At 61.9% G+C, this 25978-nt stretch carries 22 protein-coding genes; 17 read left to right on the forward strand and 5 right to left on the reverse strand.

Translation table 11 applies throughout. The features are described 5' to 3' along the window. The first annotated feature begins 17 nt into the window (after positions 1-17). The 9 genes from pepP (at position 18) to gcvP (ending at position 11814) form a co-directional block, all read left to right on the forward strand. Positions 18-1352: a Xaa-Pro aminopeptidase gene (pepP, locus tag AC1Q9F_RS21220; RefSeq protein WP_492620902.1), complete on the forward strand. Its 1335-nt coding sequence runs from the start codon at positions 18-20 to the stop codon at positions 1350-1352. Beyond that, positions 1349-2536, forward strand: coding sequence for a 2-octaprenyl-6-methoxyphenyl hydroxylase (gene ubiH, locus AC1Q9F_RS21225; protein WP_085606016.1), 1188 nt, complete (start codon positions 1349-1351; stop codon positions 2534-2536). Before pepP ends, ubiH begins: the two co-directional genes overlap by 4 nt. After that, positions 2529-3014 carry a DUF4442 domain-containing protein gene (locus tag AC1Q9F_RS21230; protein ID WP_492620903.1) on the forward strand — a complete coding sequence of 162 codons (486 nt, stop codon included), beginning with the start codon at positions 2529-2531 and terminating at the stop codon, positions 3012-3014. The genes ubiH and AC1Q9F_RS21230 overlap by 8 nt, the downstream gene beginning before the upstream one ends. Positions 3015-3023: 9 nt before the next feature. Next, positions 3024-4241, forward strand: coding sequence for a 2-octaprenyl-3-methyl-6-methoxy-1,4-benzoquinol hydroxylase (locus AC1Q9F_RS21235; RefSeq protein WP_162831785.1), 1218 nt, complete (start codon positions 3024-3026; stop codon positions 4239-4241). A 107-nt stretch (positions 4242-4348) separates the two neighbouring features. Then, on the forward strand, positions 4349-5353 hold the full coding sequence (locus tag AC1Q9F_RS21240; protein WP_492620904.1) for an extracellular solute-binding protein: 1005 nt from the start codon (positions 4349-4351) through the stop codon (positions 5351-5353). 163 nt (positions 5354-5516) lie between these two features. Beyond that, positions 5517-7133: an ABC transporter permease gene (locus AC1Q9F_RS21245; protein ID WP_492620905.1), complete on the forward strand. Its 1617-nt coding sequence runs from the start codon at positions 5517-5519 to the stop codon at positions 7131-7133. 157 nt (positions 7134-7290) lie between these two features. Further along, entirely contained in the window at positions 7291-8373 is a 1083-nt protein-coding gene (gene gcvT / locus AC1Q9F_RS21250; protein ID WP_492620906.1) for a glycine cleavage system aminomethyltransferase GcvT, read from the forward strand. A gap of 49 nt (positions 8374-8422) precedes the next feature. Then, positions 8423-8806, forward strand: a complete 384-nt coding sequence (gene gcvH, locus AC1Q9F_RS21255) for a glycine cleavage system protein GcvH (protein WP_085689882.1) — start codon at positions 8423-8425, stop codon at positions 8804-8806. 134 nt (positions 8807-8940) lie between these two features. Continuing rightward, positions 8941-11814 (forward strand): aminomethyl-transferring glycine dehydrogenase, encoded by a 2874-nt coding sequence (gene gcvP, locus AC1Q9F_RS21260; protein ID WP_492620907.1) that lies wholly within the window; start codon positions 8941-8943, stop codon positions 11812-11814. Positions 11815-11866: 52 nt separating this feature from the next. On the opposite strand, the gene AC1Q9F_RS21265 is transcribed toward gcvP, so the two are convergent. The 3 genes from AC1Q9F_RS21265 to AC1Q9F_RS21275 form a co-directional block, all read right to left on the reverse strand. Then, positions 11867-12184 (reverse strand): DUF2388 domain-containing protein, encoded by a 318-nt coding sequence (locus tag AC1Q9F_RS21265; protein ID WP_007951791.1) that lies wholly within the window; start codon positions 12182-12184, stop codon positions 11867-11869. A 69-nt stretch (positions 12185-12253) separates the two neighbouring features. Continuing rightward, entirely contained in the window at positions 12254-14038 is a 1785-nt protein-coding gene (gene tfpB / locus AC1Q9F_RS21270) for a type IV pilus assembly ATPase TfpB (protein WP_085606000.1), read from the reverse strand. A gap of 90 nt (positions 14039-14128) precedes the next feature. Continuing rightward, complete coding sequence (locus AC1Q9F_RS21275; RefSeq protein WP_492620908.1) at positions 14129-14467, reverse strand: ACT-like domain-containing protein; 339 nt, start codon at positions 14465-14467, stop codon at positions 14129-14131. Positions 14468-14593: 126 nt separating this feature from the next. On the opposite strand from AC1Q9F_RS21275, the gene AC1Q9F_RS21280 reads away from it, so the two are divergent. After that, positions 14594-15064 (forward strand): Lrp/AsnC family transcriptional regulator, encoded by a 471-nt coding sequence (locus tag AC1Q9F_RS21280; RefSeq protein ID WP_007951785.1) that lies wholly within the window; start codon positions 14594-14596, stop codon positions 15062-15064. Positions 15065-15103: 39 nt separating this feature from the next. Here AC1Q9F_RS21280 and AC1Q9F_RS21285 read toward each other — a convergent pair whose 3' ends face one another. Then, positions 15104-16474 carry a CYTH domain-containing protein gene (locus tag AC1Q9F_RS21285; protein ID WP_007951783.1) on the reverse strand — a complete coding sequence of 457 codons (1371 nt, stop codon included), beginning with the start codon at positions 16472-16474 and terminating at the stop codon, positions 15104-15106. A 157-nt stretch (positions 16475-16631) separates the two neighbouring features. Here AC1Q9F_RS21285 and argE point away from each other — a divergent pair, with 157 nt between their 5' ends. Both argE and argA read left to right on the forward strand, forming a co-directional pair. Next, on the forward strand, positions 16632-17780 hold the full coding sequence (gene argE / locus AC1Q9F_RS21290; protein ID WP_492620909.1) for an acetylornithine deacetylase: 1149 nt from the start codon (positions 16632-16634) through the stop codon (positions 17778-17780). A 135-nt stretch (positions 17781-17915) separates the two neighbouring features. Next, positions 17916-19214, forward strand: coding sequence for an amino-acid N-acetyltransferase (gene argA / locus AC1Q9F_RS21295; RefSeq protein WP_007951778.1), 1299 nt, complete (start codon positions 17916-17918; stop codon positions 19212-19214). Positions 19215-19253: 39 nt separating this feature from the next. On the opposite strand, the gene tauA is transcribed toward argA, so the two are convergent. Then, positions 19254-20243, reverse strand: a complete 990-nt coding sequence (gene tauA, locus AC1Q9F_RS21300; protein ID WP_431768086.1) for a taurine ABC transporter substrate-binding protein — start codon at positions 20241-20243, stop codon at positions 19254-19256. Positions 20244-20608: 365 nt separating this feature from the next. On the opposite strand from tauA, the gene AC1Q9F_RS21305 reads away from it, so the two are divergent. The 5 genes from AC1Q9F_RS21305 (at position 20609) to ssuD (ending at position 25978) form a co-directional block, all read left to right on the forward strand. Then, a complete protein-coding gene (locus AC1Q9F_RS21305; RefSeq protein WP_207984273.1) occupies positions 20609-21952 on the forward strand; it encodes an OprD family porin in 1344 nt (447 codons plus the stop codon). A 307-nt stretch (positions 21953-22259) separates the two neighbouring features. Further along, complete coding sequence (locus AC1Q9F_RS21310; RefSeq protein ID WP_007951774.1) at positions 22260-22898, forward strand: peroxiredoxin; 639 nt, start codon at positions 22260-22262, stop codon at positions 22896-22898. A 241-nt stretch (positions 22899-23139) separates the two neighbouring features. Next, on the forward strand, positions 23140-23733 hold the full coding sequence (gene ssuE, locus AC1Q9F_RS21315; RefSeq protein WP_011336454.1) for an NADPH-dependent FMN reductase: 594 nt from the start codon (positions 23140-23142) through the stop codon (positions 23731-23733). Between the two features lie 90 nt (positions 23734-23823). Next, positions 23824-24804, forward strand: a complete 981-nt coding sequence (locus tag AC1Q9F_RS21320; protein WP_007953529.1) for a sulfonate ABC transporter substrate-binding protein — start codon at positions 23824-23826, stop codon at positions 24802-24804. Positions 24805-24829: 25 nt separating this feature from the next. After that, positions 24830-25978 carry an FMNH2-dependent alkanesulfonate monooxygenase gene (gene ssuD / locus AC1Q9F_RS21325; RefSeq protein WP_492620910.1) on the forward strand — a complete coding sequence of 383 codons (1149 nt, stop codon included), beginning with the start codon at positions 24830-24832 and terminating at the stop codon, positions 25976-25978.

The following is a 25978-nucleotide window of genomic DNA, read 5'->3' on the forward strand; positions in this document are numbered from 1 at the left end:
GGGAAAGCCATCTGCCCATGATCCATATCCCGAAAGCGGAATACGCCCGGCGCCGCAAGGCGCTGATGGCGCAGATGGAACCCAACAGCATCGCGATCCTGCCTGCCGCCGCGGTCGCCATCCGCAACCGCGACGTCGAGCATGTCTATCGTCAGGACAGCGACTTCCAGTACCTCAGCGGTTTTCCCGAGCCACAGGCCGTCATCGTCCTGATGCCCGGTCGCGAACACGGTGAATACGTGCTGTTCTGCCGTGAGCGTAATGCCGAACGGGAACTCTGGGACGGCCTGCGCGCCGGCCAGGAAGGCGCGATTCGAGATTTCGGCGCCGACGACGCGTTCCCCATCACTGACATCGACGACATCCTGCCGGGCCTAATCGAAGGCCGCGACCGGGTGTATTCGGCGATGGGCAGCAACCCGGAATTCGACCGCCACCTGATGGACTGGATCAATGTGATCCGCTCCAAGGCGCACCTCGGCGCCCAGCCGCCGAACGAATTCGTTGCCCTGGATCACCTGCTGCACGACATGCGCCTGTATAAATCGGCGGCAGAAGTGAAGGTGATGCGCGAAGCGGCGCGGATTTCTGCCCAGGCTCACATCCGGGCGATGCAGGCCAGCCGCGCCGGGCTGTACGAGTACAGCCTTGAAGCCGAGCTCGATTACGAGTTCCGCAAGGGAGGGGCGAAGATGCCGGCCTACGGCTCGATCGTCGCTGCCGGGCGCAACAGTTGCATTCTGCATTACCAGCAGAATGATGCGCTGCTCAAGGACGGCGATCTGGTGCTGATCGACGCCGGATGTGAAATCGACTGCTACGCCAGCGACATCACCCGCACCTGGCCGGTCAACGGCAAGTTTTCCGCTGAACAGAAAGCGATCTACGAACTGGTGCTGGCTTCGCAGGAAGCGGCATTCGCCGAAATCGCCCCGAACAAGCACTGGAATCAGGCGCACGAAGCCACGGTTCGGGTCATCACCACCGGGCTGGTGAAGCTGGGGTTGTTGCAGGGCGAAGTCGACGAGTTGATCGTTTCCGAGGCCTACAAGGCGTTTTACATGCACCGCGCCGGCCACTGGCTGGGGATGGATGTGCATGACGTCGGCGAATACAAGGTCGGCGGCGAATGGCGGGTGCTGGAAGTCGGCATGGCGCTGACCGTGGAGCCGGGCATTTACATCGCCCCGGACAATCAGAACGTTGCGAAGAAATGGCGCGGCATTGGCGTGCGCATCGAGGATGACGTGGTAGTGACCAAAAGCGGTTGTGAAATCCTGACGGGTGGCGTGCCGAAGACCGTCGCCGAGATCGAAGCCCTGATGGCGCAAGCACGGACCTGCGCGGCATGAGTCGGGTCAATCTGGCAATCATCGGTGGCGGTCTGGTCGGCGCCAGTCTGGCGTTGGCCTTGCAGGCCGGAGCCAAGGCCCGTGGCTGGAAGATCGTGCTGATCGAACCGTTCGCCCCCGGTGACACCTGGCAGCCAAGCTACGATGCGCGCTCCTCGGCGCTGTCCTTCGGCTCGCGGCAGATTTATCAGCGGCTGGGCGTTTGGCAGGAAATCTCCCGCCGCGCCGAGCCGATCAAGCAGATTCACGTGTCCGACCGTGGACGTTTTTCCACCGCTCGCCTGTCGGCGATGGAAGAGGGCGTTCCGGCGCTCGGCTATGTAGTGGAAAACGCCTGGCTCGGCCAGTGCCTGTGGCAGCACCTCGATAAAGACGTGATCAGTTGGCGTTGCCCGGCGGAAGTCACCCGCATGGAACCGCTGCCGGACGGCTATCGCCTCACGCTCAACGACGAAACCACGGTCGAGTGCGATCTGGCGGTACTCGCCGATGGCGGCCGTTCTGGTCTGCGCGAGCAACTGGGCATCAACGTGCGCAAGCGCCCGTACAACCAGAGCGCGCTGATCGCCAACATCACCCCGAGCGAAGCGCACAACGGCATGGCCTTTGAGCGCTTCACCGACGAGGGCCCGATGGCGCTGTTGCCGCTGCCGGAAAACCGCTGCGCGCTGGTGTGGACCCGTCTGGGGATGGACGCGCAACGGCTGGCAGATCTGAGCGAACGTGATTTCCTCAGCGAGCTGCAAGGCGTGTTCGGCTACCGTCTCGGCACTCTGAAACAGGTCGGCGCGCGGCATCTGTATCCGCTGTCGTTGGTGGAAGCCGAAGAGCAGGTGCGCTCGCATCTTGCCGTCCTCGGTAACGCCGCCCACAGCCTGCACCCGATTGCCGGGCAGGGTTTCAACCTGTCCCTGCGCGATGCCGATGCGTTGGCCGCCGCGCTGCTGGCCAGCGACAAACCGCTGGGGGATTTCGCCACGTTGCAGGCCTATCGCGAGCGTCAGCGTCTCGATCAGGACCTGACCGTCGGTTTCTCCGATCAGGTCACGCGCCTGTTCGGCAGCACCCAGCCGCTGGTGTCGCTGGGGCGCAACATCGGCCTGCTCGGCCTCGATCTGCTGCCGCCGGCCAAGCGCTGGTTCGCCCGTCAGGCCATGGGGCTGGGGACGCGGCCGGATGCGTGAGTGGCTGATCCAACAGTTTGGCAAGGCGCGGCTGATGCGCTGGATCATGACGTTCTACCCGCCGTACTTCGGCGCCGGTGTCCGGGTGAAGCACATCAGCGATGACTTTCGTGACATCCAGGTCTCGATGGGCCTGGGCTGGTACAACCGCAATTACGTCGGCACCCAGTTCGGCGGCAGTCTGTATTCGATGGTCGATCCGTTCTTCATGTTGATGCTCATGGAGAACCTCGGCTTGAAGTACATCGTCTGGGACAAGGCCGCCGACATTGATTTCATCTCGCCGGGCAAAGGCCCGGTGTTCGCCCGGTTCAACATCGACGACACCCTGCTCGACGAGATCCGTCGGCAGACCGCCAGTGGCGAGAAATACCTGCCGCAGTTGCAGGTCGACATTCATGACGGCGCCGGCAACCTGGTGGCGCGGGTCGGTAAAACCCTTTACGTGCGGCTCAAGCCGCCAGTGAGACAGGCTTAAAGCATGGAAATGCGCGCGGATGTGCTGATTGTCGGAGCCGGAATGGTCGGCAGTGCCCTGGCGCTGGCGTTGCAGGGCAGCGGGCTGGAAGTCCTGCTGCTCGACGGCAGCCCGTTGAGCGTAAAACCCTTCAATGGCGACGCGCCGTTCGAGCCACGGGTGAGCGCACTGTCGGCGGCCAGCCAGCGGATCCTTGATCGCCTCGGCGTGTGGGACGGCATCGTCAACCGACGCAGCAGCCCTTACACCGACATGCACGTCTGGGACGGCAGCGGCACCGGTCAAATTCACTTCTCGGCCAGCAGCGTGCACGCCGATGTGCTCGGCCACATTGTCGAAAACCGTGTGGTCCAGGATGCCTTGCTCGACCGTCTGCACGATTGCGATATGGGCCTGCTGGCCAACGCGCGGCTGGAGCAGATGCGCCGTTCCGGTGACGACTGGCTGCTGACCCTGGCCGATGGCCGCACCTTGCGCGCGCCGCTGGTGATCGCGGCGGACGGCGCCAATTCTGCCGTGCGCCGTCTGACCGGTGTCGCCACTCGCGAGTGGGATTACCTGCACCACGCCATCGTCACCAGCGTGCGCAGCAGCAAGCCGCACCGCATGACTGCGTGGCAGCGCTTCACCGATCACGGGCCGCTGGCGTTTTTGCCGCTGGAGCGTGACGGCCAGCAGGACTGGTGCTCGATCGTCTGGTCGACCACACCAAGCGAAGCCGAACGGCTGATGGCGCTGGATGAAGCGGACTTCTGCCGTGAGCTGGAGCGTGCTTTCGAAGGTTGCCTCGGCGACGTCATCAGCGCGGACCCGCGCCTGTGCGTGCCGCTGCGTCAACGTCACGCCAAGCGCTACGTGGCCGAGGGCCTGGCGCTGATCGGCGATGCCGCACACACCATTCACCCGTTGGCGGGGCAGGGCGTGAACCTCGGCTTCCTCGATGCCGCGGTGCTGGCCGAAGTGTTGTTGCAGGCCAACGAACGCGGCGAACGCCTGGCGGACGTGAAAGTCCTGAGCCGCTACGAGCGCCGGCGCATGCCGCACAATCTGGCGCTGATGGCCGCGATGGAAGGCTTCGAACGGTTGTTCCAGGCCGATCCGCTGCCGCTGCGCTGGTTGCGTAATACCGGGCTGAAAATCGTCGAGCAGATGCCCGAGGCCAAGGCGTTGTTCGTGCGCGAAGCATTGGGTCTGACCGGGGACTTGCCGGCACTGGCCAAGGCCTGACGAATGTCGTGCAACATCTGGTAACTCCTTGGGAAAGTGTTCGATTGAGCTCGTAAATGTGAGTCCTTATCATTTGGGCCACTTTTCCCGACCGAGAGACCGCTCCCATGTTGGCATCCAAGCGTGTTCTGACCGCACTGGCCCTGACCCTGATCGGCAGCACTGCCGCCCAGGCCGCCGACGAGGTGGTGGTCTACTCCTCGCGTATCGATGAGCTGATCAAGCCGGTGTTCGATGCCTACACCGCCAAGACCGGGGTGAAGATCAAGTTCATCACCGACAAGGAAGCGCCGCTGATGCAGCGGATCAAGGCCGAAGGCGAGAACGCCACCGCCGACCTGCTGCTGACCGTCGATGCCGGCAACCTCTGGCAGGCCGAGCAGATGGGCATTCTTCAGCCGTTCACCTCGAAAACCATCGACGCCAACATTCCCCTGCAATATCGCTCGTCCAGCCACGCCTGGACCGGCCTGAGCCTGCGCGCGCGAACCATCGCCTACTCCACCGAACGGGTGAAGCCGGGTGAACTGACCACCTACGAAGCACTGGCCGACAAGAACTGGGAAGGCCGCCTGTGCCTGCGCACGGCGAAGAAGGTCTACAACCAGTCGCTGACCGCCACCATGATCGAAGTGCATGGCGCCGAGAAGACCGAGAAAATCCTCAAGGGCTGGGTCAACAATCTGTCCACCGACGTGTTCTCCGACGACGTCGCGGTGCTGGAGGCGATCAACGCCGGCCAGTGCGACGTCGGAATCGTCAACACCTACTACTACGGTCGCCTGCACAAGCAGAAGCCGGAGCTGCCGGTAAAACTGTTCTGGCCGAATCAGGCGGATCGCGGTGTGCACGTCAACCTGTCGGGCATCGGCCTGACCAAACATGCGCCGCACCCGGAAGCAGCCAAGGCGCTGGTCGAGTGGATGACCACGCCTGAAGCGCAGAAGATCTTTGCCGATGTGAACCAGGAGTTCCCGGCCAATCCGGCGGTGAAGCCTTCGGAAGAAGTGGCGGCGTGGGGGGAGTTCGTGGCCGATACACTGCCGGTTGAAGTGGCGGGCAAGCGTCAGGCTGAAGCGATCCGGATGATGGATCGGGCGGGTTGGAACTGAGTCTTTCCTGACAGCACTGTTTGATCGTTCCCACGTCGAACCGTCTGCGTGGGAATGCAGCCCCCGACGCTCTGCGTCGCATTATCGACAGCGTGACGCGGAGCGTCACAGAATGTGTGCCCACGCAGAGCGTGGGCACAATCATTTGAACGAGACTGTTTCCTTGGCCCACCCCGCCCAACGCCGCTGGTACCCCATCGTCTTCGCCATCGCCGCGTTGGTGCTGCTCCCCCTCAGCGTGCTCCTGCTCTCATGGCAAACCATCGATCACCAGATCTGGTCGCACCTGTGGGAAACCCAGATGCCACGTTTGCTGGGCAACACCCTGACGCTGGTCCTCGGCGTAGGCGTCGGTGTGACACTGATCGGCGTGAGCCTCGCCTGGCTCACCAGCCTCTGCGAATTCCCCGGCCGACGCTGGCTCGACTGGGCACTGATGCTGCCGTTCGCAATCCCGGCCTATGTGCTGGCGTTCGTGTTCGTCGGACTGCTGGACTTCGCAGGTCCCGTGCAAACCCTGCTGCGCGAATGGTTCGGCACCGGCCTGCGCCTGCCTCGAGTGCGCTCCACCGGTGGCGTGATTCTGGTGTTGGTGCTGGTGTTTTATCCCTACGTCTACCTGCTGGCGCGCACTGCGTTTCTTGCGCAGGGCAAAGGATTGATGGAAGCCGCACGAGTGCTCGGCCAGTCACCCTGGCAGGCATTCTGGCGCGTGGCATTGCCGATGGCGCGGCCGGCCATCGGTGCCGGCGTGGCGCTGGCACTGATGGAAACCCTGGCGGATTTCGGCGCGGTGTCGGTGTTCAACTTCGACACCTTCACCACCGCGATCTACAAGACCTGGTATGGCTTCTTCAGTCTGTCCAGTGCTGCGCAACTGGCCAGCCTGTTGCTGCTGGTGGTGATGCTGGTGCTGTACGGCGAACGTCGCGCGCGCGGCGCCAATCGGGCAAGCAACGAGCGGCCACGGGTCAAGGCCCTGTATCACCTGCGCGGGCCGAAGGCCTGGGCGGCCACCGGCTGGTGCAGTCTGGTGTTCGCCTGCGCGTTTGTTATCCCGATGCTGCAACTGGTGGTGTGGTTCTGGCAGCGCGGGCGATTCGATCTGGATGAGCGCTACGCCGGGCTGATTCTCCATACGCTGTATCTGGGCGGCATGGCGGCGTTGATCACGGTCAGCGTGGCGATGTTGCTGGCGTTCGCCCGGCGTCTGGCGCCTACCCGGACGATCAATTCGGCAGTCGGTCTGGCCAATCTCGGTTATGCCTTGCCAGGCTCGGTGCTGGCGGTGTCGATCATGCTCGCGTTCAGTTATCTGGATCGTGAGCTGGTGATTCCGCTGTCCGGCTGGCTCGGCGGTGCGGGCAAACCGCTGCTGCTGGGCAGTCTGGCGGCGTTGCTGTTGGCGTATCTGGTGCGGTTCGTGGCGGTGGCCTATGGGCCACTGGAAAGCAGCCTGGCGCGTATACGGCCATCTTTGCCTGAAGCGGCACGTAGCCTGGGCGTCAGCGGGCCGCGACTGTTTTTCAAAGTGTATCTGCCGTTGTTGCTGCCTGGCACGCTCAGCGCCGCGTTGCTGGTGTTCGTCGATGTGCTCAAGGAAATGCCCGCGACCCTGCTGATGCGCCCGTTTGGCTGGGACACGCTGGCGGTGCGGATCTTCGAAATGACCAGCGAAGGCGAATGGGCGAGGGCGTCGTTGCCGGCGCTGACCCTGGTATTGGTCGGTCTGTTGCCGGTTATCGGTTTGATCCGGCGCTCGGCGCACAGAAACACTTAGTCGTCAGTCCTGAATCATGCGGCTACAATGCGCGGCATTCGGTGCGGTCCGTCTGACAGACCCTGTCGCTGAAATCGGCTGAAAGCCCTTTTTTACAGGGCTTTCCGATCCGTGCAGCAGCGCTCCGCACCTTCGCCACGCCCGGAAGGAGAAACCCATGGGACAGCGTACGCCTCTGTATGACCTGCATCTCGCCCTCGGCGCGAAGATGGTCGATTTTGGCGGTTGGGACATGCCCCTGCATTACGGCTCGCAGGTCGAGGAACACCATCAGGTGCGCCGCGATTGCGGGGTGTTCGATGTTTCCCACATGACCGTGATCGATGTCACCGGCCCCCAGGCCAAGGCCTGGCTCCAGCATTTGCTGGCCAATGACGTCGAACGCCTGCACAGCCCCGGCCGTGCGTTGTACAGCACCATGCTCAACGAGCGCGGCGGCATCGTCGACGACATGATCGTCTACCGCCTCGAAGACGGTTATCGTCTGGTGGTCAACGCCTCCACCCGCGATCAGGACCTGGCCTGGATGCAGGCACAGCTGGGCAGCTTCGATGTGCAAATGCACGAATGCTCCGAGCTGGCGATGCTCGCCATTCAAGGCCCCCATGCCCGGCACAAGATTGCCGAGCTGGTGACCCAGTCCCGCGCCAACCTGATCCAGATGCTCAAGCCTTTCGAAGGCCACGTCGACGGCGACTGGTTCATCGCGCGCACTGGCTACACCGGTGAGGACGGTCTGGAAATCGCCCTGCCGGCCGATCAGGCCCCCGGGTTTTTCAACGATCTGGTGGGCGCCGGCATTTCCCCCATCGGCCTCGGTGCCCGCGACACGCTGCGGGTCGAAGCCGGCATGAACCTCTACGGTCAGGACATCCACCAGGACGTTTCGCCACTGGCCTCGAACATGGCCTGGAGCATCGCCTGGGAACCGGCCACGCGCCGGTTCATCGGTCGCGATGCGCTGGAAGCGGAAAAAGCCGCTGGCGTGCAGCACAAACTGGTCGGCCTGGTGCTTGAGGAGCGCGGTGTTTTGCGGGCCCATCAGGTGGTTCGTATCGCTGATGTTGGCGAAGGGGAGATCACCAGTGGTAGTTTCTCTCCTACGCTTAGCAAGTCGATTGCCCTGGCGCGTGTACCGATGGCGACTGCCGACCGCGCCGAAGTGGAAATCCGTGGCAAGTGGTATCCGGTACGAGTGGTCAAACCGACCTTCGTCCGTCACGGCAAAACCTTGATCTAAACCTTTTCCGGCGGGCACGACCGCTGACAATTTCTTGAGGACACCGAGCATGAGCAACATCCCAGCTGAACTGCGTTTTGCCGAAAGTCATGAATGGGCGCGCCTGGAAGCCGATGGCACCGTCACCGTGGGCATCAGCGATCACGCCCAGGAAGCGTTGGGTGATGTGGTGTTTGTCGAGCTGGCCGAAGTCGGCAAGGTGTTCGCCGCCGGTGATGCCGCCGGTGTCGTTGAGTCGGTGAAGGCTGCTTCCGACATCTACTCTCCGGTCGGTGGCGAAGTGATTGCCGTCAACGAAGACCTGGCCGGTTCGCCGGAAGAACTGAATAACGACCCGTACGCCGCGTGGATCTTCAAGCTCAAGCCTAGCGACAAGGCCGAGCTGGACAAGCTGCTCGACGCTGCTGCCTACAAGGCTGCCATCGGCGAATAAGCTGCAGACGAGACCCCAAAGCCCCGACCCGTCGGGGCTTTTTTCTGCCCGGGACTTTTGCCGCCGGGGTGGCTGCTATGCTGGTTTGACCGTGTTGCATTGACGCCGAGCCGCCAGCCAAGAGAGAGCCCGTCATGTCCCAGTTGCCATCCCTGAGCCAGTTACGCGATCCCCATGCCTTTCTGCGCCGCCACCTCGGCCCCGATGCCGCCGAGCAGCAGGCAATGCTCGACAGCCTCGGCCTCGGCAGCCGGGTCGAGCTGATCGAACAGACCGTGCCGCCGGGCATTCGCCTCAACCGCGAGCTGGACCTGCCGCCGGCGCTGGACGAACAGGCGGCGCTGGCAAAACTGCGCGGTTACGCCGAGCAGAACCAGGTCTGGACCAGCCTGATCGGCATGGGCTACCACGGCACCCTGACCCCGACCGTCATCCTGCGCAACGTGCTGGAAAATCCCGGCTGGTACACCGCCTACACGCCTTACCAACCGGAAATCGCCCAGGGCCGGCTCGAAGCGTTGCTCAACTTTCAGCAACTGACCATCGACCTCACTGGCCTTGAACTGGCCAACGCTTCGCTGCTCGATGAAGCCACCGCTGCGGCGGAAGCCATGGCCTTGGCCAAACGTGTGGCGAAGTCGAAAAGCAATCTGTTCTTCGTCGACGAAAACTGTCATCCACAAACCATTTCCGTGGTGCAGACCCGCGCCGAAGGCTTCGGCTTCGAGCTGATCGTCGACGCTGTGGATAACTTGAAGCAGCACCAGGTGTTCGGCGCGCTGCTGCAATACCCCGACACCCACGGAGAGATCCGCGACCTGCGTCCCTTGATCGATCACCTGCACGCGCAGCAGGCGCTGGCCTGCGTGGCGGCCGATCTGCTCAGTCTGTTGCTGCTGACCCCGCCGGGCGAACTGGGTGCCGACGTGGTGTTCGGCTCATCCCAGCGCTTCGGTGTGCCGATGGGTTACGGCGGCCCGCACGCGGCGTTTTTCGCCAGTCGCGAGGAATACAAGCGAGCGATACCGGGGCGGATCATCGGCGTGTCGAAAGACGCTCGCGGCAACGTCGCGCTGCGTATGGCCCTGCAAACCCGCGAGCAGCACATTCGCCGGGAGAAGGCCAATTCGAACATCTGCACCGCCCAGGTGTTGCTGGCCAACATCGCCAGTTTCTATGCGGTCTATCACGGCCCGGAAGGGTTGAAACGAATCGCCCAGCGCGTGCACCGGCTGACCTGCATTCTCGCCGCCGGGCTCGAACGCCATGGCATCCAGCGCCTCAACCAACACTTCTTCGATACCCTCACGCTGGACGTGGGCGGGGCGCAAACCGCGATCATCGAAAGCGCCCAGTCCGCGCAGATCAACCTGCGCATCCTCGGTCGTGGCCAACTCGGTCTGAGCCTCGACGAGGCCTGTGATGAAAACACCGTGGCCAGACTGTTCGATGTGCTGTTGGGCGCCGATCACGGGTTGAGCGTCGATGATCTCGACGGCGAAACGCTGGTCTCCGGCATTCCCGACACGCTGCAACGCAGCACGCCTTACCTGCGTCACCCGGTGTTCAACGCCCACCACAGCGAAACCGAGATGTTGCGCTACCTCAAGCAGCTGGAGAACAAGGATCTGGCGCTCAACCAGTCAATGATTCCGCTGGGCTCCTGCACCATGAAGCTCAACGCCACCAGCGAAATGATCCCGATCACCTGGCCGCAATTCGCCAATCTGCACCCGTTCGTGCCCCGGGAGCAGGCGGTCGGTTACACGCTGATGATCGAGGAACTGGAGCGCTGGCTGTGCGCGATCACCGGGTTCGATGCGATCTGCATGCAACCCAACTCCGGCGCCCAGGGCGAGTACGCCGGGTTGCTGGCGATCCGCAAATACCACGAGAGCCGCCAGCAGGGCGGGCGGGACATCTGCCTGATTCCTTCTTCGGCCCATGGCACCAACCCGGCCTCGGCGCAGATGGCCGGGATGCGCGTGGTGATCGTCGAGTGCGACGACGCCGGCAACGTCGATCTGGAGGACTTGAAAACCAAGGCGTCCGAAGCCGGGGACAAGCTGTCGTGCCTGATGGCGACCTACCCGTCGACCCACGGCGTGTACGAGGAAGGCATCAGCGAAATCTGCGAAGTTATCCACAAGCACGGTGGCCAGGTGTACATGGACGGCGCCAACCTCAACGCCCAGGTCGGGCTGGCGCGGCCGGCGGACATCGGCGCCGACGTGTCGCACATGAACCTGCACAAGACCTTCTGCATTCCCCACGGCGGAGGCGGGCCGGGCATGGGGCCGATTGGTGTGCGTGCGCATCTGGCGCCGTTCGTTGCCAACCATCCGGTGATTCCGATCGACGGACCGCAACCGCAGAACGGTGCGGTCAGCGCAGCACCGTGGGGCAGTGCGAGCATTCTGCCGATCAGCTGGATGTACATCGCGATGATGGGGCCGCAACTGGCGGATGCCAGTGAAGTGGCGATCCTCGCGGCGAATTACCTGGCGCAGCACCTGTCCGGTGCCTTTCCGGTGCTCTACACCGGGCGCAACGAGCGGGTGGCCCACGAATGCATACTGGATCTGCGGCCACTGAAGGCTGCCACAGGCATCAGCGAAGAAGACGTCGCCAAGCGCCTGATGGATTACGGTTTCCACGCGCCGACCATGTCGTTCCCGGTGCCGGGCACCTTGATGGTCGAGCCGACCGAGAGCGAGTCCAAGGCCGAACTGGATCGTTTCATCGGCGCCATGTTGAGCATCCGCGCAGAAATCACCGAGGTGCAAAACGGCAACTGGCCGGCCGAGGACAACCCGCTCAAACGGGCGCCGCACACGCTGGCCGATATCACCGGCGTGTGGGAGCGACCGTACAGCATCGAGCAGGGCATCACGCCGGATGCGCACACCAAGGCGCACAAATATTGGCCGGCAGTGAACCGGGTCGATAACGTCTACGGTGACCGTAACCTGTTCTGCGCCTGCGTGCCGGTGGACGATTACCGCTGAACAGCGGGCAAAAAAATGCCGCTCATTTCGAGCGGCATTTTTTGTGAGCCTCTTATTCCGACGCTACGGCGTTCTTCGCCAGGATCGCGTTCGCCAGCTCCATGTCCGTTGCCTGCAGGCCCGGGTTGTCGGCGCGAACTTTCTGCATCGCGGCTTCCAGGTACGGGCCACGGATGCCGCCGTCGCTGGCGACGAAGCTGCCCGCGTCGTCCTGGGCGGCAACGATCAGTTTGTGATCCTTGAAGGTCAGGTAGGTCGAACCGGTGGTCGCACCGGACGAAATGACGTTACGCCAAAAGCTGTCGGCCATTGCCGAACCGACGGGCAGAGACAGCAGGGCAAGGGTGGCGACAGCAAGTTTGAGACGCATGTTGGGTGACTCCACTGGTGTTGAATAACCGGTTGGATCGCCGTTTCCCCGATCCGGTTCCGTGAGCGGCTATTTCTGCTCGCTCTGTGGTGTCACCCGCAATACTTCCTCAAGCGTTGTCAGCCCCGCCGCGACTTTCTGCGCGCCGGACAATCGCAGGCTGCGCATGCCTTCCTTGAACGCCTGCCGACGGATCGCGGTGAGATCGGTGTCGGGGCTGATCAAGGCCTTGAGGCTGTCGCTCAGTTGCATGATTTCGTAGACCCCGGCGCGACCGTGATAACCGGTGTCGCGGCACTCCAGACAACCGATGGCCCGTTGCGCATTGCCCGGCAGCGGCGCCTGCCACGGCCGGGTCAGGGTTTGCCAGTCTTCTTCGTCAAGAGTCAGCGGCGCCTTGCAGTGCGGGCACAGGGTTCGCACCAGTCGTTGCGCCATCACGCCAAGCACGGTGGCCTTGATCAGGTAATGCGGCACGCCGAGTTCCAGCAGACGGCTGATGGCGCTCGGCGCGTCGTTGGTGTGCAGGGTCGAGAGCACCAGGTGTCCGGTCAGCGCGGCCTGAATCGCCATTTCGGCGGTCTCCAGATCACGGATCTCGCCGATCATGATGATGTCCGGGTCTTGCCGCATCAGCGCGCGCACGCCGGCGGCGAAGGTCAGGTCGATGTTGTGCTGGACCTGCATCTGGTTGAAGGCCGGCTCGACCATCTCGATCGGGTCCTCAATGGTGCAGAGATTGACCTCGGGCGTCGCCAGTTTTTTCAGCGTGGTGTACAGCGTGGTGGTCTTGCCGGAACCGGTCGGGCCGGTGACCAGGATGATGCCGTTGGGCTGGCGGGTCATGTCCTGCCAGCGCCGCAGGTCGTCGGCAGAAAAGCCAAGCTGATCGAAATCCTTGAGCAGCACTTCCGGGTCGAAGATCCGCATCACCATTTTTTCGCCGAACGCGGTGGGCAGGGTCGACAGCCGCAGCTCGACCTCGCCGCCGTCCGGAGTCTTGGTCTTGACCCGGCCGTCCTGGGGTTTGCGCTTCTCGGCGACGTTCATCCGGCCAAGGCTTTTCAGGCGGCTGACAATGGCCATCGTCACCTGCGGCGGAAATTGATAGACGTTGTGCAGTACGCCGTCGATGCGAAAACGCACCGTGCCTTGCTCGCGCCGGGGTTCGATGTGGATATCGCTGGCCCGTTGCTGAAAGGCGTACTGGAACAGCCAGTCGACGATGTTGACGATGTGCGCATCGTTGGCGTCCGGCTCCTGATCGCTGGCGCCGAGGTTGAGCAGTTGTTCGAAGTTGCCGAGGTTGCCGCTCTGCGCATCGGCATTGCTGGCGCCGCTGACCGATTTGGCGAGGCGGAAGAATTCGACGCTGAAACGCTGGATGTCCGCCGGGTTGGCCACCACCCGTTTGATCGGCAGTTTCAGGACGTGAGTCAGATCCGCCTCCCAGCCGCTGACATAGGGCTGGGCGCTGGCCACGGTCACCGCGTCGCGGTCGACCGACACTGCGAGGATCTTGTGGCGCTGGGCAAAGGCATAGGACATCAGCGGCGTGATGGCGGCGACGTTGATCTTCAGCGGATCGATCCGCAGGTACGGCTGGCCGGCCTGCTGCGCCAGCCACAGGGTCAGGCTTTCCAGGTCGAGGTGTTTGCCCGGACGGCTGAGGTCGTCCAGTTGCTGGCTGGCGATGAATTCCAGCGGGTGCTTCTGACCGTGGGCGGCATGCCGACGCCGGGCATTCAGCGCCTGCTCGGCCGAGTCCTGGCAGATGAAACCCTGGGCGACCAGTTCACGCAGTACCTCATTGAGATCCAGCCAGCGGTCCTGAGTGGCGAGTTGAACGGACATGCGGGCTCCTTTTGAACGACAGTGCGCAAAGGATAGTCGTGGCCCCGCCGACCGTTGGGCCACTACCCGACGAAGACGTTTCGGTTCTTGTCAGCCGGCCGCCTGCGCCGGCGCATCCCACGCCGCGTCGGGGTTTTGCAGGTTTACCGAGCAGACGCTGATCAGGTTACGAAGTTTTTCCGCGATCACCTGGGCGCGGTGCCAGCTCAGGCCGCTCATGACGATGTCGATTGACAGCAGAACGTCCAGCCGCTGGACATTGACCTGTTCCGGCGTGAGGAACTGCAAGGCGAACAGGTTCAGCACCCGCACCAGCAAATCCGGCTCGGCCTCGGCCAGGATCTGGTACTGCGCAAGGCAATGGGCGTTGCTGGCGTTCCACACATCGGCACGGGGCGCAGGGGTGTTGACGGCTTCGAGGTGTGGCATGGCAGGTCTCCGGAATCAGTGGAGGAATTTTTACATCCGATGCCGGGCATTTCTTGTCTAAGATGAGCTGATTGGGCGATTGATAAGGTGGATCAATTCGCTAATGGCTGATTTTGAGGATTATTTATGCACAGCGAGCTCGACAGCTACGACCGGCGCATTCTCGCCCTGCTGCAAGAGGACGCTTCCTTGTCCAGCGCACAGATCGCCGAACAGGTGGGCCTGTCGCAGTCGCCGTGCTGGCGGCGGATTCAGCGGATGAAGGAGGAGGGGATCATTCGCGGTCAGGTGACGTTGCTCGATCGCAAGAAGATCGGCCTGAACACGCAGATCTTCGCCGAGATCAAACTCAACGCCCACGGCCGTTCGAACTTCACCGAATTCACCGAGGCGATTCGCGGCTTTCCCGAAGTGCTGGAGTGTTACGTGCTGATGGGGGCGGTGGACTTTCTGCTGCGGATTGTCGCGGCGGACATCGAGGCGTATGAGCGGTTCTTCTTCGAGAAGCTGTCGCTGGTGCCGGGGATTCAGGAAGTGAACTCGATTGTGGCGTTGTCGGAGATCAAGTCGACGACGAGTTTGCCGGTACTGCGTTGATGATCGTTCCCACGGGTGGGAACGATCATCATCCGGGGATTACATGCGCAGCAGCATTTTCCACGCGCGGTTCTGGTACACCGCAATCGCCTGATGCTTGCGCGCATCGAGCAATTCGTCGGTGATGGTCGGTTCGTTGGCTAGTTGCGCCAGCTTGTTCAGCTCGCCGTACAGGCGATCCATTTCCGGGATCTCCAGCACGTTGCGCGCGTGGTGCAGCCAGACCTGGATGCGCTCGATGCGCGGCAGTTGCTCGGCCAGATCTTCTGGCTGCTGCTGATAACGCTGCAGTTGCAGCGAAGTGGCTTCTTCGCCCAGCAGGCGCGGCAGCCAGCTTTGCAACTGCGCGGCACCCTGGCGATTGCCACGGGTGTTGCGGTCAGCCGTCCAGGTGCGGGCCAGCAACCAGCGCGAAGCGTTCAGCGAGAACAGGCCCCAACGCGGGTCTTCCAGTTCTTCGAGGAACTGCTCCGGCGCGGCTTTGCGCACGTCTTCGTCTTCGATACCGACCTGTACCAGCGGACGCCAGTCTTCCAGCAGGGCATCGAGGGCAACGCGTAAGTCGTGGGTCGACGGACGCGGTGCGGCCTGGCCGAGGCTGCTCAGCAGAGCGCGCATTTCCGCGAGGTTCTCGACCCAGTCCTGCAACAGGCGCCAGTGGCCGTTGAAGCGATACTGTTCGGCCAGACGCTGGCTGCTGCCGAGCAAGTGCCAGGCCAGGGCGGCGAAGGCGTCGTCCAGCGGGGTTTCGGCAGTAATGGCCGGCGCCGGCAGGCTCAGCGAGTAGCTGTTGGCGTCATACAGGCGATAGCCGCGCTCGGCCTTGCTGATGTCGCACGGCATCAGGGCCAGGGTTTCGGCCAGTTCGGCGGCCAGTTCCAGCAGCGCGGCAGGCTCGCCTTCGCGCAGTTCCAGTTCCAGCTCGCAGATTTCTTCTTTCTGTTTGCCGACCACCACGTGGCCCAGGTCCAGCGCGGCTTCGATGACCACTTTGGTCTTGCCACGGCCCCAGGCGATTTCGGCGCGCTCGCGGACGAAGTCGGTGGTGAAGATCGGCTTCAGGGTTTTCTTGTCCAGCTCGGCGAGGGACTCGGGCCAGCATTCGCCGTCGAGTTTCTTTACGTCGAGCTTGGCTTTGGGCAGGTTCCAGTCGTACTCGTTACGCTCGGACAGACCGGCAACGCTCTGGCCACGGGTCTTGAGGGTCTGAATCACTTCTTCGCCGTCCTTGCGCAGGCGCAGGGCAACCTTCGCCCGGGCCAGGTCACGCTCAGGCGTGTCGAAGTACTGATTCATCAACTCACGGCGTTCCCAGCCACTTTTGTTGCGTTTTTTCAGGAGAGGGTGCTCGCGCAGGGCAGCGAGGGTTTCGCGGCTGACGCGGAGTTTGATTTCGGTTTCTTTCTGCATGGCCGGAAAATCCAGGATCGGGAGCGCAGCCGGGGGGAATGTGTGGCTGCCAAGGCCGTGCAGTGTACAGGACTGAACCTTCCTACGCTTTGCGGCGGTTTATTCTCGGCGCCGGATGGTTCTATGATGAACCTCAATCCGGGAGTTGGAGTCAGCGATGCCTTTGCCGTCCATGCAAGACCAGTTCGCTGCACTGATCGCCGCGCCGTCGGTCAGTTGCACTCAGCCGCGGCTCGATCAGTCCAACCGGGCGGTGATCGATCTGCTCGCGGGCTGGCTCGGCGACCTCGGCTTCAACTGCGATATCCAGCAGGTCAGTCCCGGTAAATTCAACCTGCTCGCCAGTTTCGGCAGCGGCCCCGGCGGGCTGGTGCTGGCCGGACACAGCGACACGGTGCCTTATGACGATGCGCTGTGGAAAACCGATCCGCTGAAACTCACCGAAGTCGATGGCCGCTGGGTCGGCCTCGGCAGTTGTGACATGAAGGGCTTTTTCGCCCTGATCATCGAAGCCGTGCAACCGCTGCTCGACCAGCCGTTCAAGCAACCGCTGCTGATCCTCGCCACCTGCGATGAAGAAAGCTCGATGTCCGGTGCCCGGGCGCTGGCCGAAGCGGCGCGACCGCTGGGCCGGGCGGCAGTGATCGGCGAGCCGACCGGGCTCAAGCCGATCCGTATGCACAAGGGCATCATGATGGAGCGTATCGATATCCTCGGGCAGAGCGGCCATTCGTCGGATCCTCGCCTGGGACACAGCGCCCTGGAAGCGATGCACGATGCCATCGGCGAGCTGCGCGGCCTGCGCCTGCTGTGGCAGCGCGAATTCAACAACCCGCAGTTCAGCGTGCCGCAGCCGACCATGAACTTCGGCTGCATCCACGGTGGCGACAACCCCAACCGCATTTGCGGTCAGTGTTCGCTGGAGTTCGACCTGCGGCCGCTGCCGGGGATGGATCCCAAGGTCTTGCGCAGCGAGATTTTGCGCAGGCTCAATCCCGTCGCCGAACGCCATCAGGTGAAGATCGATTACGCGCCGCTGTTTCCCGAAGTGCCGCCGTTCGAGCAGGCCGAAGACGCCGAGCTGGTGCGAATTGCCGAAAAACTCACCGGCCACACGGCCGAAGCGGTAGCGTTCGGCACCGAAGCGCCTTATCTTCAGCGCCTTGGCTGCGAAACCATCGTGCTCGGCCCCGGCGACATCGCCTGTGCGCACCAGCCGGACGAGTACCTTGAAATGTCACGTTTGCAGCCTACCGTGCATCTATTGCGGCAGTTGATCGAACATTACTGTCTCAAAACTGTATAAATTGCCCACACACCCACCCGTATTCATGAGGAGAGCGCGCGTGTCGCCAAGCCTGTTCCGACGATAACCATCAGCCCGCTGTGCGTTTTCCGTTTCGCCCTTTTTCCGGCTGCTATTTATTACAGGCCCAGGTTCATGCCCGAATACGTCAATTGGCTTCGCCACGCGTCTCCCTATATCAATGCTCACCGCGATTGCACCTTTGTCGTCATGCTTCCGGGCGACGGCGTGGAGCATCCGAATTTCGGCAACATCGTTCATGACATCGTGCTGCTGCACAGCCTCGGCGTGCGGCTGGTGCTGGTTCATGGTTCCCGTCCGCAGATCGAAACCCGCCTCGCCGCCCGCGGCCTGACTCCGCATTACCATCACGGGATGCGCATCACCGATGCCGCGACCCTGGAGTGTGTGATCGACGCGGTCGGCCAGTTGCGGATCGCCATAGAAGCACGTCTGTCGATGGACATGGCTTCGTCGCCGATGCAGGGCTCGCGTCTGCGGGTAGCCAGCGGCAACCTCGTTACCGCGCGGCCGATCGGCGTGCTGGAGGGTGTCGACTATCACCACACCGGCGAAGTGCGCCGGGTCGACCGCAAGGGCATCAACCGCCTGCTCGACGAGCGCTCCATCGTGCTGCTGTCGCCGCTGGGTTATTCGCCGACCGGTGAAATCTTCAACCTGGCCTGCGAAGACGTTGCTACTCGCGCCGCCATTGATCTGGGCGCCGACAAGCTGCTGCTGTTCGGTGCCGACCTCGGTCTGATCGACGAAAACGGCAAACTGGTGCGCGAGCTGCGTCCGCAGCAGGTGCCGGCGCATTTGCAGCGTCTGGGCAGCAACTATCAGGCGGAACTGCTGGATGCCGCCGCCGAAGCCTGCCGTGGCGGCGTGGCGCGCAGCCATATCGTCAGTTATGCCGAGGATGGTGCGCTGCTGACCGAACTGTTCACCCGTGACGGTGGCGGTACGCTGGTGGCCCAGGAGCAATTCGAACTGGTGCGCGAGGCGGCGATTGAAGACGTCGGCGGTTTGCTCGATCTGATCAGCCCGCTGGAAGAGCAGGGCATTCTGGTGCGCCGCTCGCGCGAAGTGCTGGAACGCGAAATCGAGCAGTTCAGTGTGGTCGAGCGTGAAGGGATGATCATCGCCTGTGCGGCGCTGTATCAGATTGCCGATTCGGATGCCGGCGAGCTGGCGTGCCTGGCGGTGAATCCCGAGTATCGTCATGGCGGTCGCGGCGACGAATTGCTCGAGCGCATCGAGACCCGTGCCCGGGCGCAGGGCCTGAAGACTTTGTTCGTCCTCACCACCCGCACCGCCCACTGGTTCCGCGAGCGTGGTTTCGAGCCGAGCAGCGTCGAGCGCCTGCCGGCAGCTCGGGCTTCTCTCTATAACTATCAGCGCAATTCGAAGATCTTCGAAAAGTCTCTGTGAGATGCGATTGCCCCCACGGGATGCGTGGGGGCAATTTGTTTACTCCGCTACAAACTTCGCACTGACATAAGGCGAGTAGTCAGGCAAAACGCTTTCGACCTTGCCCTGTTCCTTCAAGAATTTCGCCGTCTCGCCAATCGCCTTCGCCGTGCCGCCGTCCAGCAGCGCCGTGGTCTGTTGCGCCTTGGCGTCCGGGAAGGCCGAACCGGCGAGCAATTCCGGAACGTCGGCAGCATTGGCACCGGTCAGTTTGGCGATTTTCTGTACAGGCACCGAGTCGGCCGTCCAGCTGTCTTTATGGGCGGCGTAATCAGCGAACGAGTCCAGAGTCACCTTGGCGAACTTGGCCACGACTTCAGGATGCTTCTCGGCAAAGTCCTTGCGCGCTACCCAGACTTCAAAGGTCGGCGCGCCCCACTGGCCGACCTGCGCGGCATCGGTCAGGGTCTTGCCGGTCTTGCGGATTTCGCCCAGTGCCGGCGACCAGACAAAGGCTCCGTCGATGTCGCCACGCTTCCAGGCCGCCGCGATTTCTGCGGGTTGCAGGTTCACCACTTTGACTTTCGAGGTGTCCAGGCCCCAGTGCTTGAGCGCACCGAGCAGGCTGTAGTGGGAGGTTGAGACGAACGGGGTGGCGATGGTCTTGCCGATCAGGTCTTCGGGCTTGTTGATACCGCTGCCATTGCGCACCACCAGGGCTTCGGCGGCATTGATCTGCGCCGAGACGATGAAGGCAACGATTGGCAGATTGCGCGAAGCAGCGGCTGCCAACGGGCTGGAGCCGAGGTTGCCGATCTGCACATCGCCGGAGGCAATGGCTGTCACAACTTCCGGGCCACTGTTGAAACGACGCCAGTCGATCTTCTCGCCAATGGTCTTCTCGTAGACGCCGTCGGCCTGGGGGACTTTGCTCGGGTCGATACCGGTCTGGTAGCCCACGGTGAGGTTGGCGGCATGGGCTGAAAAAGAAATCAGCGCCGACACACAAACTGTAACAAATTGACTAGATAGTGCGCGTTTGGCCATCATGGCGTCGCCTTTTTGATAGGGATTGACGAATCGGGGTTGCGTCAAAGCTAATCGATCTAAAAAAAGGCTAACAAATACCATTTAGTAATGAGCTTAGTCGCCGATACGCTGTATCCCGGTACAGATGGCAATTGGCTGGCCATATATCCGAATGATATGAAAAAGAATGAATAAATTCTTTTTGGGATTATCAGGAAGTCTTTACCCTGCAGGGACCAAATAACTGCGATTAGACCTTGGTCGTAGACACACAAGGTTACGATTGACTTGTCAGTCACGGTCTGGCGCTAATCGCGCATCTTAGGATCCAGGGGCATCAGACCCCGGACCAGGAACACAAGAATTAGAAACGAGAGGAGCGATACATGAACAAGTCCACCTTGGCCCTGGCCGTGGCCGTAGGGGTTATTGCGCAGCAGGCAGGCGCAGCCGGTTTCATCGAAGACAGCAAGGCCACCTTGGGGCTGCGTAACTTCTACATCAACACCGACAACCGCGATGGCACTGGCCCGAACAAGAACGAAGAGTGGGGCCAAGGCTTCGATCTGCGTTTCATCTCCGGCTACACCCAAGGCACCGTAGGCTTCGGTATCGACGCCATCGGCCTGCTGGGCGTGCGTCTGGATTCGGGCGGCGGCACCAACGGCAACAGCGGCACCGCTTACGGCGGCACTGTGTTCCCGAGCGAGTCCAACGGTAAAGCCGTAGACAACTTCTCCAGCCTGGGTCTGACTGCCAAAGCCAAGATCTCCCAGACTGAACTGAAGCTGGGCACCCTGCAGCCGAAGAACCCGGTCATCGTGACCAACGACGGTCGTCTGCTGCCACAAACCTGGCAGGGCGGCCAGATCACTTCCGGCGAAATCAAGGACCTGACTCTGGTCGGTGGTCAGATCGAAGCCGTGAAAGGCCGTAACTCCAGCAACAACGAAAACCTGTCCATCAGCGGCGCCAACAGCCGTGGTACTGGCTTCCGTGACAGCAACAAGTTCATCTACGCCGGTGGTGACTACAAGATCACCAAAGACCTGACTGCCCAGTACTACTACGGCAACCTGGAAGACTTCTACAAGCAGCACTTCCTGGGTCTGGTACACAACTGGGCTATCGGCCCGGGCGTATTGAAGTCTGACTTCCGTTACTTCAACAGCTCCGACGACGGCAAGAACGGCACTGATCCTGCGTACTTCAGTACCGGTAACTACACCGGCGTGCGCAACGGTCGCGGCGAAGTCGACAACAACCTGTACAGCGGCCTGTTCCTGTACACCGTTGAAGGTCACACCTTCGGTGGCGGTTACCAGGTTTCCAACGGCAGCTCCGACTTCCCTTGGCTGAACCAGGGCGACGGTTCGTCGAACTACACCATCACCGACATGCAGATCCAGAAGTTCGGCCGTGCCGGCGAGAAAACCTGGCAGGCTCGCTACTCCTATGACTTCGCTAAAGTCGGCGTACCTGGCCTGACCGCTGGTGTGGTTTACCTGAAAGGCGACAGCATCGACACCGTTGGCACCAACGGCCGCGAAAACGCTTCGGATCGTTCCGAGTGGGAACGCGACCTGACCATCGGTTACGTCGTACCTGAAGGTCCGTTCAAGAACGTCGGCCTGATGTGGAAAAACGCTGTATGGCGCACCGACCTGCCGAACACCCGTTCGCAGGACGAAAACCGCCTGATCGTCAGCTACTCGATCCCGCTGCTGTAATAGCGCGTTCCTGCACTGATGTAAAAAACCGATGTAAAAAAGCCCCGTCCGGCATCGCGCCGGACGGGGCTTTTGCGTTTTCGGGTCCGGCTCACCCCCGTAAGCCTTTCCCGATGTTCCCCTCTTTACAGCAACTCAAGGCCTTCTCGAACCTTGAGGGCGATGTTCGTCGCGATGGTGCGGGGCGTCCAGTGAACAGATGTTTAATATTCTTTAAGGATATAAATATCTAGTTATTTATTCTTTTTCAGAAGATCGAATCCCGAGCTACAGTTGAGGTCTCCAACCACTCATCAGGAGCCGCACCATGAGCCTCAGACTTGGCGATATCGCCCCCGATTTCGAACAGGATTCCAGCGCCGGCAAGATTCGTTTCCACGAATGGCTGGGCGATAGCTGGGGCGTGCTGTTTTCCCACCCGGCGGACTTCACCCCGGTCTGCACCACCGAGCTGGGCTTCACTGCCAAACTCAAGGACGAGTTCACCCAACGTGGCGTGAAAGCCATTGCACTGTCGGTCGACCCGGTGGACTCGCACCACAAGTGGATCGAGGACATCAACGAAACCCAGAACACCATCGTCAACTTCCCGATCCTGGCCGACGCTGATCGCAAGGTGTCCGATCTGTACGATCTGATCCACCCGAACGCCAACGACACCCTGACCGTGCGTTCGCTGTTCGTGATCGATCCGAACAAGAAGATCCGCCTGACCATCACCTACCCGGCGAGCACCGGGCGCAACTTCCACGAGATTCTGCGGGTGATCGATTCGCTGCAGCTCACCGACAACTACAAGGTGGCCACCCCGGCCAACTGGCAGGACGGTGAAGAGGTGGTGATCGTGCCGTCGCTCAAGGACGAAGACGAAATCAAGCAACGCTTTCCGAAGGGCTATCGCGCGGTGAAGCCGTACCTGCGCCTGACGCCACAGCCGAACAAATAACCTACCTCGGATCGTTCCCAGGCTCTGCATGGGAGCAATCAGCAAAAACCACGATGCAGGGTTTCAGGCCGTTTTCACGGCCTGTTTTTTTGCCCGCAGGAAAGAGAAATGCATATCTCCATAAAGAATAACTAAATGAATAAATATGATTTATGGATATATGAATCAGCTGGTAAGGTCACTGACATCGAAGCGAGATCGCAACCCGCGAATCGCCTGTAACGCGCAAGGAATCGTCTGAATGCTGGTCGTCTCACTCGGTGGCAGTCCCAGTCAACGTTCCCGCTCCGGGGTGTTGCTGGAGCGCTCGCAACGCTGGTTGCAGCAGCAAGGGGTGGAAGTGGTGAGTTATCAGGTGCGGGACTTCCCGGCCGAAGATCTGCTCCACGCCCGCTTCGACAGCCCGAAAGTGCTCGACCTGCTGCAACAGATTGAAAACGCCGATGGCCTGCTGATCGCCACGCCGGTGTACAAGGCGTCGTTTTCCGGCGCCCTGAAGACCGTGCTGGATCTGCTGCCCGAGCGTGCGCTGAACCACAAGATTGTCCTGCCGATGGCTACCGGCGGCAGCATCGCCCACATGCTGGTGGTCGATTACGCCCTCAAGCCTGTGCTGTCGGCGTTGAAGGCCCAGGAAATGCTGCAAGGGATTTTTGCCGAGGACAGCCAGATCGCCTACGGCGAAGGCAGTGCCCAGGCGCAGTTGGCGCCGGCCCTGGAGCAGCGGTTGCATGAAGCGCTGGACCAGTTTGTCAGCGCCATGGCCCGTCGGCCGAAGCCGCTGGAGCCGGGGCTGTTGAACGAACGTTTGTTGAGTGCTCGCTGGAGCATTTGAGCCACATCGAAACTTGAAGTACTCACCTTACTCAGCCGCCAACGGCCAAGCAGGTGCAGCCAAAACCCAACAGCAAAAAAGGAGAGCGCTATGCGCACTGTATTTTTGCGTCGTGGTCTGGTCGCTCTGTTTGCTGCGGCTGTGTCCTTCGGCGCCATCACTCAAGCTCAGGCCGAGACGCTTCGGATCGGTTATCAGAAATACGGCACGCTGGTGCTGCTCAAAGCCAAGGGTACTCTGGAGAAACGTCTCGCCGCCCAAGGCGTCGACGTGCAATGGACTGAATTCCCCGGTGGCCCGCAACTGCTGGAAGGCCTGAACGTCGGCTCGATCGACTTCGGCGTCACCGGCGAAACCCCGCCGGTCTTCGCTCAGGCAGCCGGTGCCGATCTGCTCTACGTGGCCTACGAGCCACCAGCGCCGAACAGCGAAGCGATCCTCGTGCCGAAAGACTCGCCGATCAAATCGGTGGCGGATCTCAAGGGCAAGAAAGTCGCCCTGAACAAAGGCTCCAACGTCCACTACCTGCTGGTGCGTGCGCTGGAAGACGCCGGCCTCAAGTACACCGACATTCAAACCGTATTCCTGCCGCCGGCCGATGCCCGCGCCGCGTTCGAACGTGGCAGCGTCGACGCCTGGGTCATCTGGGATCCGTACCAGGCCGCCGCCGAGAAACAGCTGCAAGCGCACACCCTGCGTGACGGCAAAGGCATCGTCGACAACCACCAGTTCTACCTGGCGACCAAACCCTACGCACAGAAAAATCCAGAGGTGATCAAGACCCTCGTGGAAGAAGTGCGCGCCGTCGGCGAGTGGTCCAAGGCCAATCCGGAAGATGTGACCCAACAGGTGTCGCCGCTGCTCGGCCTGCCGGCAGACATCACTCTGACCTCGGTGAAACGCCAGGGCTACGGCGCGCTGTTCCTGACCCCGGAAGTGGTCGCCGCACAACAGAAAATCGCCGACACCTTCTACCAGCTCAAGCTGATTCCCAAGCCGTTGAGCATCAAGGACGTGATCTGGACTCCACCGGCCGCTGTGGCCCAAAGCTCGGTCACCCAAGCCCAGTAAATCGAATCCCCAAGGAGACCACTCCATGAGCCTCAACATCTTCTGGTTCCTGCCTACCCACGGCGACGGCCATTACCTTGGCACCGCCGAAGGCGCACGCGCCGTCGACCACGGCTATCTGCAACAGGTCGCGCAAGCGGCGGATCGACTGGGCTTCGGCGGCGTGCTGATTCCCACCGGCCGTTCCTGCGAGGACTCGTGGCTGGTGGCGGCATCGCTGATCCCGGTGACCCAGCGTCTGAAGTTTCTGGTCGCTCTGCGCCCCGGGATCATTTCCCCGACGGTGGCGGCGCGTCAGGCGGCAACGCTGGATCGCCTGTCCGGTGGTCGTGCGCTGTTCAACCTGGTGACCGGTGGCGATCCGGAAGAGTTGGCCGGCGACGGTCTGTTCCTCGATCACGAGGCGCGCTATCAGGCCTCGGTGGAATTCACCCGGATCTGGCGTCGCGTGCTGGAAGGCGAAACCGTGGATTACGACGGCGAGCACATCAGCGTGAAGGGCGCCAAATTGCTCTACCCGCCTATCCAGCAACCGCGTCCGCCGCTGTACTTCGGTGGCTCGTCAGAAGCGGCGCAGGATCTGGCCGCCGAACAAGTGGAAATGGTCTTGACCTGGGGCGAGCCGCCGGCGGCAGTGGCGGAAAAGATCGAACAGGTGCGCGCCAAGGCCGCCAAGCTCGGACGCACCGTGCGCTTCGGCATTCGTCTGCATGTGATCGTGCGGGAAACCAACGCTGAAGCCTGGCAGGCGGCAGATCGCCTGATCTCGCATCTGGACGACGACACCATCAAGCGTGCCCAGGCTTCGCTGGCGCGGTTCGATTCGGTCGGCCAGCAACGTATGGCTGCGCTGCACGGTGGCAGTCGCGACAACCTCGAAGTCAGCCCGAACCTGTGGGCCGGCGTCGGTCTGGTGCGCGGCGGTGCCGGTACGGCGCTGGTCGGCGATGGCCCGACCGTGGCTGTACGGGTGAAGGAATACGCGGATCTGGGTATCGACACTTTCATCTTCTCCGGTTATCCACACCTCGAAGAATCGTATCGGGTGGCTGAACTGCTGTTCCCGCACCTCGACGTCGAGCGGCCGGAACTGCCGAAAAGCGCCGGTTACGTCAGCCCGTTCGGCGAGATGGTGGCCAACGACATTCTTCCCAAAGCCGCGTCCCAGAGCTGA

The organism is Pseudomonas sp. GW823-FHT04A03, assembly GCF_058796615.1.